Source organism: Pantoea sp. LS15, assembly GCF_012241585.1.
In the GTDB taxonomy this organism is placed as follows: Bacteria; Pseudomonadota; Gammaproteobacteria; order Enterobacterales; family Enterobacteriaceae; genus Enterobacter.
This window is the reverse complement of record NZ_JAAVXA010000003.1, coordinates 46,070-60,222: the sequence shown is the minus strand read 5'-3', so window position 1 is coordinate 60,222 and position 14,153 is coordinate 46,070. Positions and strand designations below refer to the sequence as shown.

Genomic DNA, 14,153 nt, shown 5'->3' with positions numbered 1-14,153 from the left:
TGATTATCAATGCGCTGAAATCGAATGTGGACACCGCTGTGTGTTTGCACGTTTTGCACATGATGATTAAACAGGTTTTCCAGTATGAATTTATCCCGTCAGGAACAACGTACCTTACACGTTCTCGCCAAAGGTGGTCGTATTGCGCACGTTCGTGATACGTCTGGCCGCGTCACCGCCGTTGAATGCTACACCCGCGAAGGGCTGTCGCTCACTGACTGCACCCTCGCCACCTTCAAAAAACTCAAAACCAAAAAGCTGATCAAGTCCGTCAACGGTCAGCCCTACCGCATCAATACCACCGGGCTGAATAACATTCGCGCACAGCTTGATAACCGCTAAGGAGAGGATTATGGATATCCCACGTATTTTTACCATAAGTGAAAGCGAACACCGCATCCACAACCCGTTCACCGAAGAGAAGTACGCCACGCTGGGCCGTGTGCTGCGCATGAAACCGGAGACCCGCATTCTTGACCTCGGCAGCGGCTCGGGCGAGATGCTCTGCACCTGGGCCAGGGATCATGGCATTACGGGGACTGGCATCGACATGAGTTCGCTCTTCACCGCGCAGGCAAAGCGACGCGCGGAAGAACTCGGCGTCAGCGAACGCGTACATTTTATTCATAATGATGCGGCCGGTTACGTCGCCAATGAAAAATGTGACGTGGCAGCCTGCGTCGGCGCGACCTGGATTGCCGAAGGTTTTGCCGGGACAGTCGAATTGCTGGCGCAGAGCCTTAAACCGGGCGGCATCATGCTCATCGGTGAACCTTACTGGCGCCAGCTTCCGGCAACGGACGAGATAGCCCAGGCCTGCGGCGTCAGCTCGACAAGCGATTTCCTGACGCTTCCAGGGCTTGTCAGCGCGTTTGACGACCTCGGCTACGACGTGGTGGAAATGGTACTGGCGGACCAGGAAGGCTGGGATCGGTATGAGGCCGCGAAATTGCTGACCATGCGCCGCTGGTTGGAAGCCAATCCTGACGACGATTTCTCCGCCGAAGTCAGGGCCGAGCTAAACATCTCGCCGAAACGCCACGTAACGTACGCGCGGGAATACTTTGGCTGGGGCGTGTTCGCGCTCATCGCCAGGTAACAACAGGTTCCCGGTATTTCTGACTGGAGATACCGGGGGCTTCGCCTTGGCTTTGATCTGATGCATCACCTGCACAATACATACTCTGTATGTTTATTAATCAGCACGTCACCATAAGGAGCATCATATGTCACAACATGAACAGTTCTGTCAGGCTTGCGGGATGCCGATGTCTGCACCCGATGCATACAGTGCCAGCGATCAATATTGCGCGTACTGCTGTGACAGTAACGGCAATCTTAAACCATGGGAAGAAGCGGTATCAGGTTTAGCCAGCTTCCTTGATTCCTGGCAAAAAGTCGGCCCGGAAGAAGCACAGAAGCGTGCAAAACGTTATCTGACGGCAATGCCCGCCTGGGCTCATAAAGCGGATGAATGAGAACCAAAGCCTGAAAGATTTAGGCAGGCTATCTTCACTCTCCTGATTCCAGAAAGGAGAGCAGATGTTTTCTTACATTATGCCAGGAACCAATGGCCTGCCACCCACCATTACATTTTACGATCCGCTGATGGATATGCTGGAGTATCCACACTGTAGTGGCACACTGAATTTGGCCACCTGAACAGAGGTGATATGCTCACCTCAGAACAACACAGATGTCCCAATGAAAAGAAGAAATTTCAGCGCAGAGTTTAAACGTGAATCCGCTCAACTGGTTCTTGACCAGAACTACACCGTTGCAGATGCGGCCAGTGCTATGAATGTGGGTCTTTCTACCATGACGCGATGGGTAAAACAGCTGCGTGATGAACGACAGGGCAAAACGCCAAAAGCCTCCCCCATAACCCCGGAGCAGATCGAAATACGTGAGCTCAGGAAAAAGCTACAATGCATTGAAATGGAAAACGAAATATTAAAAAAGGCTACCACGCTCTTGATGTCAGACTCCCTGAACAGTTCTTGTTAATCGGGAAACACTGAGCGCAGTATCCTGTGGTCACTCTCTGCCATGTGTTCGGGGTTCATCGCAGCAGTTACAAATACTGGAAAAATCGCCCTGAAAAGCCAGACGGCAGGCGGGCTGTATTACGCAGCCAGGTTCTGGAGCTGCGTAACATCAGCCATGGCTCTGCCGGCGCAAGAAGTATCGCGACTATGGCAACCCTGAGAGGCTTCAGAATGGGGCGCTGGCTTGCCGGCAGGCTCATGAGAGAGTTGGGGCTGGTGAGTTGTCAGCAGCCTACCCACCGTTATAAACGTGGTGGTAATGAACATATAGCTATCCCGAATCACCTTGAGCGACAGTTCGCAGTGACAGAGCCTAATCAGGTGTGGTGCGGCGATGTGACGTATATCTGGACAGGAAAGCGTTGGGCTTACCTCGCAGTTGTTCTCGACCTGTTCGCAAGGAAACCGGTGGGATGGGCAATGTCGTTCTCACCGGACAGCAAACTGACCGTCAAAGCGCTGGAGATGGCGTGGGAAACTCGCGGTAAGCCAGCCGGGGTGATGTTCCACAGCGACCAGGGCAGCCATTATACAAGCAGGTCGTTCCGGCAGTTACTGTGGCGTTACCGGATCAAACAGAGTATGAGCCGACGCGGAAACTGCTGGGATAACAGCCCGATGGAACGCTTCTTCAGAAGTCTGAAAAACGAGTGGGTGCCGGTAACGGGTTATATAAACTTTAGCTAGCTAGAAACCGCAGGATACGGGCTTTAAGTTGATTTCGGTAGACTTGGGAAGAGTTTGAAATGGTGCGATAATAGGAACATAACACACAACAAATAACCGTTGATAAACATACATATTTTCTTGTTTCATCTTTATAAATGCCCCCTTTTGTGCCCCCACCTTGGTTTTCATGCGACTCGATGAGCCTTTCATCGAGTCGTTAATCTCATCAAATTCTTCACGTATCGTGGAAACCTTCTCAGATCTCCATCCCCTCACAGCCGTGATCGGCTAAGAACAATATTACTTACCTCCCTGTAAGAACACCGGCTCATCAACCCGCACGCTTTCCTGGCATGAAGAATGTCTGTCGCAGTCAAATATGGTGCTTGTACCTGTGAGGAAAATCCACAGCGATCGATACGGACTAACTCATACTTCTCCACCAGAAAGTTAACGGCATTAGCCAGAGTGATACCGGCATCGATATGTTCCTGTATGACGGCTTCATCACTAAAAGGTGTGTCGTGTAGCGTCAGACCATAGTGCTGTTCAAGCAGGCGAGTAAGTAACATTTGCCAGACAGTTACGGGCGGCAGACCTTGCTTCGCCGCCTGTGGGATGATTACAGGTAGAGTATTCATGTTTGCTCTTTCAAAATTAGTTAGCGTTGAGTGGGATAGACGACGATGTAAACGTAGCCGCAACTGCCAAGGGTATCGGCTTCGCAGGTGAAACCGTTGTGGTACAGGGTGACGCAATGGGCATGGCGGGAATTCAGCTCGCCAGTGGTCAACATTGATTCCATCTGACTGATAAAGTGCGGAAATGCTTCCTCCAGTTTAAGACATTCGGTATCGCTGGACATTCCCATCAACCCAGCCCTGTCTGCCAGGTAATGTAGCCGGTTGCCTTCCTGAACTAATCTGGCACCAAACCGTGGAACAATATCGCTTTTTAGCCCCCATTCATGGGCTGGTATAAATGACAAGAAAACCTCCCTTTAAAGCAAACCAAGCTCAGCAAATGACACAACCTCGTTTCCCACTACAAGATGATCCAGCACACGAACTTCCACCAGAGCCAGGGCTTTCATAATCCTCTGAGTAATATGTTTATCCTGCTGACTGATTTCTGTCGTGCCGGACGGATGGTTGTGCGCCAGAATGACCGCAGCGGCGTTATGTTTCAGGGCTGACTTCACCACCTCGCGAGGATGTACTTCGGTATGGCTAAGCGTGCCAGTAAACAGCGTTTCTCGCTCCAACAGGCAATGCTGATTGTCGAGATACATCACGATGAAAACTTCCCGCTCCATGTGAGCCATTTGTAGCTGAAGCCAGGTCTTAGTGAAGCAGGTGGAAGTAAAAGACTCAGTCGGCTGGCGCTGATACTTTTCCAATAGTCGTAACGCCCGACGGATAACGCGTTGCTCATTTGGCAGGAATACCGGGGATAAATTGAGTGCAGACATAATTGCTCCTTAAATCAAAAAGCCCCGCCGGTTTAGTGGCAGGGCGTGAAGATAGGGTTAGTAAAAAGCTTCATGAGGCAAGTTGCAGCATATTCTCGGCCATCACCCAAAGGGCACGGTTAAGTTTCACATCTCCGTCGATGCCTTTAACGGCGCGTGTATGGGAGCGTTGACCTCTGGTCGTTCGACCGGACAGCCCACCTTTAATCAGGTTTTCCTGAATACGCTGGTAAGTAGTCCACAAGTCATTACTTTCATCCTGCCAGCGGCGTGGAGAGAGTATCTGCGTTTCCGTCACCGGCTGATGCTCTTCACCAAAGCGATAGGTTAATGCCGCTTTCGCCATTGCCTGCTGTGCAGGTGGCGGTAATAACAGCGACTGCATGGCATCACGCTTCTCTTCCACTTGATCAAATATCCCCAGTACTTCGTAAGCCCCTTCTATGACTTTCTCCACTACGTTGCCTTTATGTGGAACACGTACCTCCCCAAAGCTTTCGCCACAGACAAGGCCATTCTGGCAAACAAAGCGAAATAGGCCCGGCAGCATCTGGTATGAACTTGAGCCGTCGTGGCTGTTCAGCAGAATAATTTCCGGTACCTGCTTGCCTGTAATTTGTCCCTCACGGCGCAGACGGAGCATATGTTTGGTGTGTTCACGTTTGCTTTGATCGCGCACGCGGGTCTGACAGGCAAAGAAAGGTTGAAAACCCTCACGCTGCAGATTTTCCAGCAGGGTAATGGTGGGGATGTATGTGTAGCGGTCTGAACGTGACGCATGTTTATCTTCCCCGAACACACTAGGGACAACCTGCATCATCTCCTCACGAGTTAATGGATGGTCGCGGCGTATCTGATTGATTCGCCCAAAACGGCTGGCTAGCTTCATGAAAAATTCCTTATGAAAAAACAAAAGGCCATGCCCTTACGGGTCATGACCTTTTTTTGTTTTATGTGCAGTTATATCAAATGGTTAATGATAATGATGATACCGAAATCACTTGCGCGGTGAATGAGTGAAACAACAGATACGATGACATCATTCAGGTTTAAATGTGAACGTACCTTTGTTTGTCTCCACAACCAGTTCAAGTAATTGACATTTCGAAAAATTTTCATCCGTTGTCACATTAAACTTTAGCGTATCACCAAATTTCAGTGGAATATTAAAACGGTCACCATTCCCGTTCGGGCGAAGAGTGCAATTACCACGATTCATAATGGCATTTTTTACAATGATATTATTACCAACACTGGTCAATGTAATACGCCAGTTCGGGAACTGGTTAACAAGATAGAAATGCTCTGTTGAAACTTTAATGACAGGCTGATCACTCACATCTTCATCTGGCGTATCATTCATCGTATCCCCGGTATGGGACACCTGTTTCTCCATGCCAGTAATGCCGCTCGTTAATAATCCGTTAGCTACTTTAATGGTGCCCGGCTTACAGGCGATATTTTTGGTTTCATTACCCAGTAAATTTATCTCCGTATAGCCTGCCGATTTAACCCCCTTATGTTCGGTATAAGAAACGGCAATAGCCCCTTCAATCTCTTCTCCGGTACCACGGAGGTTGAAAAACTTCTCGTGAAAAACAGGTCGGGAGCCAACGGTCTGAACCGCTTCTCCCGATGGCACATCTAACTTAATGACTGCTCCTTCACTTTCTACATCGCCTGGATTTGTAAATCCGATATAGACAGTCTGAGCACTGTGTGAAAGCGTCATGACACTGTTATCAGCCAGCATACATTTCAGATCAAAATCAGCAGCAGCACAGGCAGTGGTAAACAGAGTAGACAGGGTAAAAATTACTGCAGGTAGGGTTTTCACAGGGAAATTCCTTGTTTGATTAAAAGCCATCTTGTTCAACAACATCGTCATTCTGAAGGTCATAACTGATTACATTGACGACAGCGGCAGGTCCGGGAGGAATATCAGCTTTGCGATGGCCGACTTCAGACTCTCCCCGTTATACGGTGAGGCTGGCAATGAACTGCCCCCTCATTACTAACTTCCGCTGAAACCTGGTAGCGGACATGTATGTCTCCTCATAAAGGTGAGTCAAAATGCGTGCCGGTGACCAGATACATCAGTCACATCTAATTATTTACAGATAAAACAGTAAGTTGCACTTATCTCGTAAAATCTTATATCCCTTCGGATTGAAGGTATAATGAGATAATCAGATCGTATCGATCGACAAAATCGATCATTGATAAACAAACTTGTTCGTAAGAAGAGGGACTAGCGAAGAAAAATGTCACAGGAAGGCATTAGAAGAACCAGTGCCAGAGTGTTGAAGCAGCGCTGGTCAGGCTTTCACGGATAGCGTGGAGTCGGTCCTTTAGTGCTTCTGGTAATGGCACCGCGTCAATAATGCGGCTAAATAACTCCCCCACCAGTTCACCGAAGTCCTGTCGAACAACCAGCTCAGCTTCAGATGTACGATGAATTTCTTTTATCTGGCAGAACACACCGCTGCTGGCTGATGCTGGCAGGGCACTGACAAGGGTTTCGACCAGAAGGGGTAGGTTATAACCAGTGCTGGCGGAAACAGGATGTACCGGATGAGGGGAGCTAAATTGTTGTGATACTGCATTGCACCTGGCGGCAAGAGTCAGTAATTGCTCTGCAGAGGGAGTGGCTGTTTCACGACACCACTCCAAGGAGGGTTCAGCCTTATCGGCCTGATTGATGACAAACACAATGCAGTCTTGTGAGACGCCGCATTCCAGCAGAAACTGATAAAACGCTTCATCAGTGGAGCAGGCCCGATCATCAGCTTTCATCACCCAGAGAATAAGGTTGAGGTCCGGTAATAGCGACTGGTACAGCGTGCGATACTTTTTGTCATACGCAAGACTTTCCCCTGCCCCAGGTAAATCAATCAATGTCATCTTCCGCTCTCCAACTTCAAATTTGAAATGGAGAGCCTCGCGGGTGCAGCCAGTATTATGGCTGACCGTGCTCAGTGGGTGCTGAAAAAGTGCATTAACCAGACTGGATTTACCAGTACCCGTTTTGCCCATAATACCAATGACAGGTTCATAATCGATAACGTACTGCAAACGATCGATAAAAGCTTGAGTAAGATAATCAGGGATTACAGAGAAATGTTGTTTCAAGGCATTAAAACCATTCCCAATATTTTTTGACATAAAGCCTCCGCATGGAAACATAAAGAATCAGACATCAAGATCTGATATAACCACACAAATACTAAAGGGCTATAAATAAATGCACTTTAACAAAAAAGCCCTAATCACTTAAAGATATAATAAACACCTCATCTGGCCCATTTAAAATGGAACCAGATTCTTTAAGAGCCATCAAATAAAAACAAACCCCATCCCAACATTAATTTTTCTATTGCGTCTTTTTCTGGCGAATATTATTTATTTTTTTAATCCTAGTTTCGTTCATAGGTCTAATATCAACACGTGTTTTAATTTGGTCAATGAAACCACCAACAATCAGCGGTTCTTTCCGAGAAATAAAGCCAGAGGGGAATTTCAATGTGTTAGAACTCACAGGGATAAAGTACGCCCCGGCATTATCCCTGGTTGTAATCTCATTTACTTTGCATAGACCTTGCCCACCATAAAACTCGGTCACCTCAGCATATTTCATGTACTTTATTTTTCTGAAGTCATATTTACCGTCATATCTATCCCATAACTTACGATCGACACGTATAAATTTCCACTCAGCTATAAATTCTCCTTCGAGAGTTGCATTGTCACCGCTGAAATTATGATAGTTACACTTTATATATTTTATTATTATAATCGAGAAGGAATCCACATTTGATCTTATCGCCGAAGCGTCAGGTAAATTCAGGTAATCAAGAATAATTTGATCAAGAATACCCTCGCGAATCATTTTTAATCGTTTTCTTTTTTCAGAGATGATTTTCTCGTCCCCAGATGCTTCTCGCATATACTCCTTTACTAAATCCAGGGAACTGAAAGATATATCACCTTTGCTTATATGATCTGTTCCACCTAAAAATTTTGGATAGAACATAGCTGAGGGACTGGAGTATTCACTGTCATATTTTTCTTCAGCATCATTATTTATTCGCTGCCTTTCACGACTCACGAGAGCGTAAAGATATTTTGACCCTGAATTTTTCCCGCCATACAGACTGATTTGTTCTTCTAAAAATAACCGGGTGCTTTCATCCGCATAGTACATCGTTAACTTATTCGGACTTGCCATTGTGAACCCCTCCTTATGAACCCTTCCAGAGATGAATAGATTTGGACTTATGGTAACAAACTATCACCATTTTACAGCAACGTTCCCACACCTTACACATGGACAATTAATAACCACTTAATCCTAAAGTGACCTACTTTTACACCGAGCCAGCTGACATCATGGAACGAACATATGGTAGGTCACTTTTTTCCCGATGACCATTCATCAACCTACTAAGGATGCTTAGAAAGCATTCAACTTGTCTGTACTCTGGAACACGCTAATGGTTTCTTCTAATCAGTAAAAAAAAACTAGCATACCCATTATGCGTAAGACAGATCACTCACCCCCTTCCGGATTAGCCAGAGGAAATGATGGAGTAAGGCATGAACAAGTTGTGAACCCAGTTCAGGAGAGGATGTGACAACACACAAAGCGATCACAAGGCATTCGTTTTAACAAACTAACTTGCGGGTAAAAAAACAGCAGAAAAAAGAGAGTTTTTCTTTTTCTTTCTTCTATTCAAATTTATCGAAATCCATATCCCTTATCGACGGATTAATAATATATATATAACTTAATTAACAAATACATTAACCGACAAACACTAAGACAAGACAATTTCTCTCCTCTCATGCTTAGCCTCTCTTAAAACAAAAAATTACTATCTTTCCCATGTAATGAAATTTTAAGAGCATAAGGTGAAAGCAATGGAAGATTATTTAGGATGCTATGGGGATTTGAGAGAGGAGTATTTGAAACGAATTCAGGAGAGTATCAATAAAGCTCAGCAGGAGTACCCTCGCTTACTGGCTGTCAGAGTAGATTTCCGCTTACCCATGTGCAAAGAAAAACTGGAGAAAGCAAGAGCCGATGCTTCAGTGATTACGCGTTGTATGAAGTCTCTGAAGGAGCGTATCAGGGCAGATTTGAAACGTAAAAAGAAAGCTGGCAAGCGGACTTATCCTTGCCGGTTACGTTATGTATGGGTAAGGGAGTTTGGGAGGGACGGGAAAAAACATTACCACGCTCTGCTTCTTCTGAATAAGGACACTTATTTCCATCCTGGAGATTACAACAAAGAAAGCGGAACACTGGCATCAATGATAGCCGGAGCATGGGTGAGTGCTCTGGGGCTTTCATATCCAGCGGATCGGGGACTGGTTCATTTTCCAACAAATGGTTACTACCACCTGAACAGCAAGGGGCAGAGAGAGTTCATTACGCAGATGAATACGAAAATGGATGCCTTAAAGTTTCGTACGGCCTATATGGCTAAGGTGGCAACAAAAAGCAATGAAGATGGAGAGCGTAACTTTGGATGCAGTCAGAACTGAAAATTATTAATTACTGAGAAACGGATGGTTATGGCGGAGTGACAGGGGATATCAAAAAATGATTGAACTTCGAGCTCCTGTCTTTCACCTCATAAAGACAAGAGAAAACGTCATGACCATGCAAAGTAACAACATTGACCTGATGAACGACAAGCTGGTGGATATGGTATTCATTACCGAATTTACAGGACTGAGCGATAAGTGGTTTTACAAGCTGATAAGCGAAGGTAAATTTCCGAAACCGATTAAGCTGGGCCGTAGCTCCCGCTGGAAGGAAAGTGAACTGAAGGAATGGCTGTATGAGCGTATTGAACAATCACGACTCTGATTAGCGATTATCTGAAGGCATTAATCACTATGATAACCGCGCTATCTCCAATTCGTCATACCCAAACCTACTCAGGATGGTTCAAGTGTTTATCGATATCAGATGATATGAATCATTCAGTCGTTTACTTTGAGATAAATCACTTGAATTACCAAGATTTTTCACGCCCAGTGGTCATCATATAGCTACGAATAGTAGAATCTAAGCATAAATTAACGCTTAGAAAAGTTGAGCTCATGAGATTCCACCCAGAAGGGCCTTCCATACCCGATATCCTCTTAGAACGCTGTGATACAGGTCGAGTTGTATTTCTCTGTGGCGCTGGGGTTTCATTACCTTCAGGAATGCCAAGCTTTGTAGAGCTTACCCAGCATGTAATTGAATACTTTGACCCACCACACGATTCAGAAATCATGGCTGCATTTCGCCCATGGCTTCACGATCAATCTGCGGCGAATGTCCCTCTCGACCAAATTTTCAACCTCCTACATCTGGAATATGGCAAGGATGAGGTGAATGCTTTGGTATCAAAGCGTCTGGGGACGGCAAGAACTGACATAGAAGTTGGACGTGAGCATGCCCTGATTAAAAGAATTTCCTCAAATCAGAGTGGAGTTCCACAGATTGTCACAACGAACTTTGACCGACTGTTCGAGGTTAACCAAACGCAAGAGAATCTGACTCGATATGTGCCGCCAGCTTTCCCAAATCTGAATTTCGGTTCGACAATTGAGGGAATTACATACCTTCACGGTCGTCTGGTCGACGAAAATGCTGTAAACCATCCTTATGTGCTGAGCAGTGCAGACTTTGGACGAGCATATCTTTCAGAAGGATGGGCGACCAATTTTATTAAGCTTCTTCTGGAACGATACATCGTTGTTTTGGTCGGTTATCAGGCAGAAGACCCACCAGTTAAATACCTCCTTCAGGGTCTCAATCATGATGGCCAGTATGATCGCTCCAGACTTTATGCATTTGATCGCGGCCTTGCCGAGGATATCGAAGCCAAATGGCGTGACAGAGGAGTTACAGCCATAGCCTATTCTGATCATCCAGCCCTTTGGAAGACTTTGGAAGCATGGGCTGAGCGAGCAGATGATCCACGTCGATGGCGAGCGTCTATTATCGCTAAAAGCCAGCAAGACCCTAAAGTTCTAGCGCCGTATGAACGTGGTCAACTTGCCCATATACTTCGCACTACACAAGGTGCGAAATTGTTTTCTGAAGCTGTTCCTATTCCTCATCCAGAGTGGATTTGTGTGATGGATGCAAATATTCGGTCAGCCAAACAGAAGAAAAGATACTACACGATCGATGACAATGATGCAGAGACCTTCGATCCGCAAGAAGCTTATGGACTTGATGACGATCTGCAAGATATCTCTGACGATGAACGTAAGCGTGGAGTGAATAACGATAATCTCCTTGAATGGCACGACGAAGATGATAATCCGTCAGATTACCATCGCTTGGCTGGATGTTTTGAGGCAATGCCGAAACGATTGAGTCATCTAATGGCCTGGCTATGCAAATCTCTAGACAGCCCCGTGATGGCTTGGTGGGCTATCAAAAAAATCAGCATTCATCCCCTACTACTACAAAATATTGAACGCAACATTGAGTATTCAACATCAATCCACAAACGCTCTCGTCAACTGTGGAGCTTAATTCTCGAACATCATAGAGATCCCCGCAATCGTCGTTATGACGTCGATTGGTACGACTTAAAAGCTCGAATTACAAACCAAGGCTGGACAGCTGGTGTATTACGAGATTTTCGTAGGGTAATGGCACCCCGATTGGAAATGAAATCGCCATATGGATTGGGTGAAGTCAGACCACCAAGTGGCTCCTGGGAGGAACTCCAGTTCAGCGAATTAGGCCAATTTGAAGTTGTGTTTACCGAAAGACATGATGACGATTTAGACATACCTGACAAGGTATTACTACCAGTATTTAGCGCTTTAGAAGAGCAAATAATAATTGCCTCCGGAATGTTAGAGGAAATTGATACGTACTACTTTCCAAGCCCAAGTTGTTATCCAGAACGTGCGGTTGAAGGTGAAGAACATTTCTCGAAAGGTGCGGAGATATTGACATGGTTTGTCCACCTTTTAGACCGAGTTGCTATGAAGTGGCCAGAATTGGCTAACGCACATGTAACAACTTGGCCAGTAAAGGAGCCATTTTTCTTCCGAAAGCTTAGACTTTATGCATTCAGTAAAACAGACGTCTTTGAGGCTAACCGTGTTGTTGAAGAGATTTTATCCTTGGATCAAGATGAATTTTGGGACACAAATGTTACCCGCGAACTTCTTTTTCTTCTCACTGATCGATGGGAAGAATTCTCGCAAGAAAATCAGAATCGAATTATAGAGCACATTTTAGTAGACCCTAACCATTTTACTTATTTTCCGGAGGAAGACATTCCAAAAGAAAGAGAGATACTGGCAGCTAGATATGCTCGCTATCTCGAACTAAACGGATGTAAAATGACCTCTTTTCATCGTGACCAACTCACTGAGATCATTAAAAGAATTCCTGACTGGAATGATGGCTGGGCTAAATCTGTTGTCGTCAATTGGGGTTCACGGACAGGTTGGGTTCGTACAGACGAAAAGCCAGATATAATCTTAGATCTTCCTGTAAACGAAATTATCCCAAAAGTAAAAGAGATACTTAAACGAGAGGATGACAGCTTTACTAGTACGCAACCATTTATCGGATTGATAAAAGAAAACCCGCGTAAGGCATTGTCTGCACTCGCTATTGCAGGGAGACGGGGTGATTACCCTAAGGAATTTTGGTCACCAATGATAAGTGAATTACCTAAAGATCTTAAACCAAGGTTGAGACGAGTATTCCTGAACCGAATTGTGCGGTTGCCAGTTACAGCTTTGGTCGAGTTACGACATAAATTAAGTAACTGGCTTGAAGAAAATTTAGCTGAGATTCTTGAATTTGATGAGGATCTCGGGTGGGCAGTTTACGATCATGTCATAGAAGGGATACTTAGTGGTGGGGCTAATGCAACACAAAGTAGTTTCGGGGAAGTTATCCGAAATGGAGAGGTTGTAATACAGTCTCGGCGCACATACAGCCATGCAATCAATGGTCCTGTAGGTAAATGTACTCAAGCACTTTTTCAAGCAGTACCAAGTGAAGAACAAAAAACTGGTTCGCTTATTCCGTATTCTATTAAGTGTCGTATTGAACATCTTTTCACTGCACCAGGAGAAGGTGCGGATCACGCTATAGCTATAACGACACGCAATCTAAATTGGTTGATGTTTGTTGATCCTGCATGGGTAAAGGAATGGCTTATACCCATTTTGGATTTAAAACATCCTAGAGCAGAACCTGCATGGAATGGTTATCTTCATTGCGATACTATACCTTCGATTGCAGTTGCTGAATTTATTAAACCTTATTTTCTTAATCTTATACCCTGGATCGAACATCTTTCTTGGGAAAAAGATTTTTCAGTTAGAGCTTCGCAATGGCTAGGTTTAATGAGAATGTTCCACCCAGATGAGCCTTCCAGCCCTTCCAGGACTGAAATGCGCTCCATATTGCGAGCACTATCTGACGACGCTCGAAATCGTTTTATTTCCTGTTTAGGATTGGTCGGTCAGAAAAACGCAAATGGCTGGGTTAAGTATGTGATTCCATTAATAAGAGACGACTGGCCTAAAGAACGCCAATATAGGACAACGAACTCTGTAAAAGCATGGATTGGCCTACTTGATGATACTGGTGATAACTTTTCTGCTGTTTACGATGCAGTAAAAACACACTTAGTGCCAATCGATACAATTGATCACTTGTTCTACCGATTCACTCGGGATATTGGTGGCAATCGAGCAATTGCAGCTATTTTTCCAGATACTACACTTGATTTAATGGACAAAATAACCCCCAAAATATTCACTCGTACATCAGGAGAGCTGCAGAAGATTCTTGAGCTAATTGAAGATACAGATATAAGTCTGACCAAGGATTCACGGTACTTACGGCTTATTGCACTGGTTGAGAAAAATTAGCATTTATGATTTTTACCGTTGTTGATTACTCAGCAACACTTTTC

The 14,153-nt window shown here is 45.2% G+C and carries 13 protein-coding genes and 1 pseudogene; 7 read left to right on the top strand and 7 right to left on the bottom strand.

What is annotated here, in order from left to right; genetic code table 11:
* Positions 1-84 precede the first annotated feature (84 nt).
* From HED65_RS06165 to HED65_RS06145, 4 genes and pseudogenes are all read left to right on the top strand, one after another.
* Positions 85-342 (top strand): YjhX family toxin, encoded by a 258-nt coding sequence (locus HED65_RS06165; protein ID WP_114977867.1) that lies wholly within the window; start codon positions 85-87, stop codon positions 340-342.
* A 10-nt stretch (positions 343-352) separates the two neighbouring features.
* Complete coding sequence (locus HED65_RS06160; protein ID WP_114977866.1) at positions 353-1,099, top strand: SAM-dependent methyltransferase; 747 nt, start codon at positions 353-355, stop codon at positions 1,097-1,099.
* Positions 1,100-1,226: 127 nt separating this feature from the next.
* Complete coding sequence (locus HED65_RS06155; RefSeq protein ID WP_114977865.1) at positions 1,227-1,478, top strand: zinc ribbon domain-containing protein; 252 nt, start codon at positions 1,227-1,229, stop codon at positions 1,476-1,478.
* Positions 1,479-1,704: 226 nt separating this feature from the next.
* A pseudogene (locus HED65_RS06145) lies at positions 1,705-2,732 on the top strand (IS3 family transposase); the annotation flags it as partial.
* Positions 2,733-2,989: 257 nt separating this feature from the next.
* Here the strand turns inward: HED65_RS06145 and HED65_RS06140 are convergent.
* From HED65_RS06140 to HED65_RS06110, 7 genes are all read right to left on the bottom strand, one after another.
* Positions 2,990-3,358: a TA system toxin CbtA family protein gene (locus HED65_RS06140; protein WP_114977863.1), complete on the bottom strand. Its 369-nt coding sequence runs from the start codon at positions 3,356-3,358 to the stop codon at positions 2,990-2,992.
* A gap of 20 nt (positions 3,359-3,378) precedes the next feature.
* On the bottom strand, positions 3,379-3,705 hold the full coding sequence (locus HED65_RS06135; RefSeq protein ID WP_114977862.1) for a type IV toxin-antitoxin system YeeU family antitoxin: 327 nt from the start codon (positions 3,703-3,705) through the stop codon (positions 3,379-3,381).
* A 12-nt stretch (positions 3,706-3,717) separates the two neighbouring features.
* The gene (gene radC / locus HED65_RS06130) at positions 3,718-4,188 is read right to left on the bottom strand and encodes a RadC family protein (RefSeq protein WP_114977861.1); all 471 of its coding nucleotides are present in this window, start codon (positions 4,186-4,188) and stop codon (positions 3,718-3,720) included.
* A 70-nt stretch (positions 4,189-4,258) separates the two neighbouring features.
* A complete protein-coding gene (locus HED65_RS06125; RefSeq protein ID WP_114977860.1) occupies positions 4,259-5,077 on the bottom strand; it encodes a DUF932 domain-containing protein in 819 nt (272 codons plus the stop codon).
* 150 nt (positions 5,078-5,227) lie between these two features.
* Complete coding sequence (locus tag HED65_RS06120) at positions 5,228-6,025, bottom strand: hypothetical protein (protein ID WP_114977859.1); 798 nt, start codon at positions 6,023-6,025, stop codon at positions 5,228-5,230.
* A gap of 443 nt (positions 6,026-6,468) precedes the next feature.
* On the bottom strand, positions 6,469-7,353 hold the full coding sequence (locus HED65_RS06115; RefSeq protein WP_114977858.1) for a GTPase family protein: 885 nt from the start codon (positions 7,351-7,353) through the stop codon (positions 6,469-6,471).
* Positions 7,354-7,561: 208 nt separating this feature from the next.
* A complete protein-coding gene (locus HED65_RS06110) occupies positions 7,562-8,416 on the bottom strand; it encodes a hypothetical protein (protein WP_114977857.1) in 855 nt (284 codons plus the stop codon).
* A gap of 692 nt (positions 8,417-9,108) precedes the next feature.
* Here HED65_RS06110 and HED65_RS06105 point away from each other — a divergent pair.
* The 3 genes from HED65_RS06105 (at position 9,109) to HED65_RS06095 (ending at position 14,109) form a co-directional block, all read left to right on the top strand.
* Positions 9,109-9,735 carry an inovirus Gp2 family protein gene (locus tag HED65_RS06105; RefSeq protein WP_114977856.1) on the top strand — a complete coding sequence of 209 codons (627 nt, stop codon included), beginning with the start codon at positions 9,109-9,111 and terminating at the stop codon, positions 9,733-9,735.
* Positions 9,736-9,847: 112 nt separating this feature from the next.
* A complete protein-coding gene (locus HED65_RS06100) occupies positions 9,848-10,063 on the top strand; it encodes a helix-turn-helix transcriptional regulator (protein ID WP_025800148.1) in 216 nt (71 codons plus the stop codon).
* A 236-nt stretch (positions 10,064-10,299) separates the two neighbouring features.
* Positions 10,300-14,109 (top strand): SIR2 family protein, encoded by a 3,810-nt coding sequence (locus HED65_RS06095; protein ID WP_114977855.1) that lies wholly within the window; start codon positions 10,300-10,302, stop codon positions 14,107-14,109.
* Positions 14,110-14,153 lie beyond the last annotated feature (44 nt).

Bases quoted from the DNA above. Each gene is read 5' to 3' on its own strand.
- radC (WP_114977861.1), bottom strand. From the start codon at position 4,188: ATGTCTGCACTCAATTTATCCCCGGTATTCCTGCCAAATGAGCAACGC.
- HED65_RS06105 (WP_114977856.1), top strand. From the start codon at position 9,109: ATGGAAGATTATTTAGGATGCTATGGGGATTTGAGAGAGGAGTATTTG.
- HED65_RS06140 (WP_114977863.1), bottom strand. From the start codon at position 3,358: ATGAATACTCTACCTGTAATCATCCCACAGGCGGCGAAGCAAGGTCTG.
- HED65_RS06155 (WP_114977865.1), top strand. From the start codon at position 1,227: ATGTCACAACATGAACAGTTCTGTCAGGCTTGCGGGATGCCGATGTCT.
- HED65_RS06160 (WP_114977866.1), top strand. From the start codon at position 353: ATGGATATCCCACGTATTTTTACCATAAGTGAAAGCGAACACCGCATC.
- HED65_RS06110 (WP_114977857.1), bottom strand. From the start codon at position 8,416: ATGGCAAGTCCGAATAAGTTAACGATGTACTATGCGGATGAAAGCACC.
- HED65_RS06115 (WP_114977858.1), bottom strand. From the start codon at position 7,353: ATGTCAAAAAATATTGGGAATGGTTTTAATGCCTTGAAACAACATTTC.
- HED65_RS06095 (WP_114977855.1), top strand. From the start codon at position 10,300: ATGAGATTCCACCCAGAAGGGCCTTCCATACCCGATATCCTCTTAGAA.
- HED65_RS06100 (WP_025800148.1), top strand. From the start codon at position 9,848: ATGACCATGCAAAGTAACAACATTGACCTGATGAACGACAAGCTGGTG.
- HED65_RS06125 (WP_114977860.1), bottom strand. From the start codon at position 5,077: ATGAAGCTAGCCAGCCGTTTTGGGCGAATCAATCAGATACGCCGCGAC.
- HED65_RS06165 (WP_114977867.1), top strand. From the start codon at position 85: ATGAATTTATCCCGTCAGGAACAACGTACCTTACACGTTCTCGCCAAA.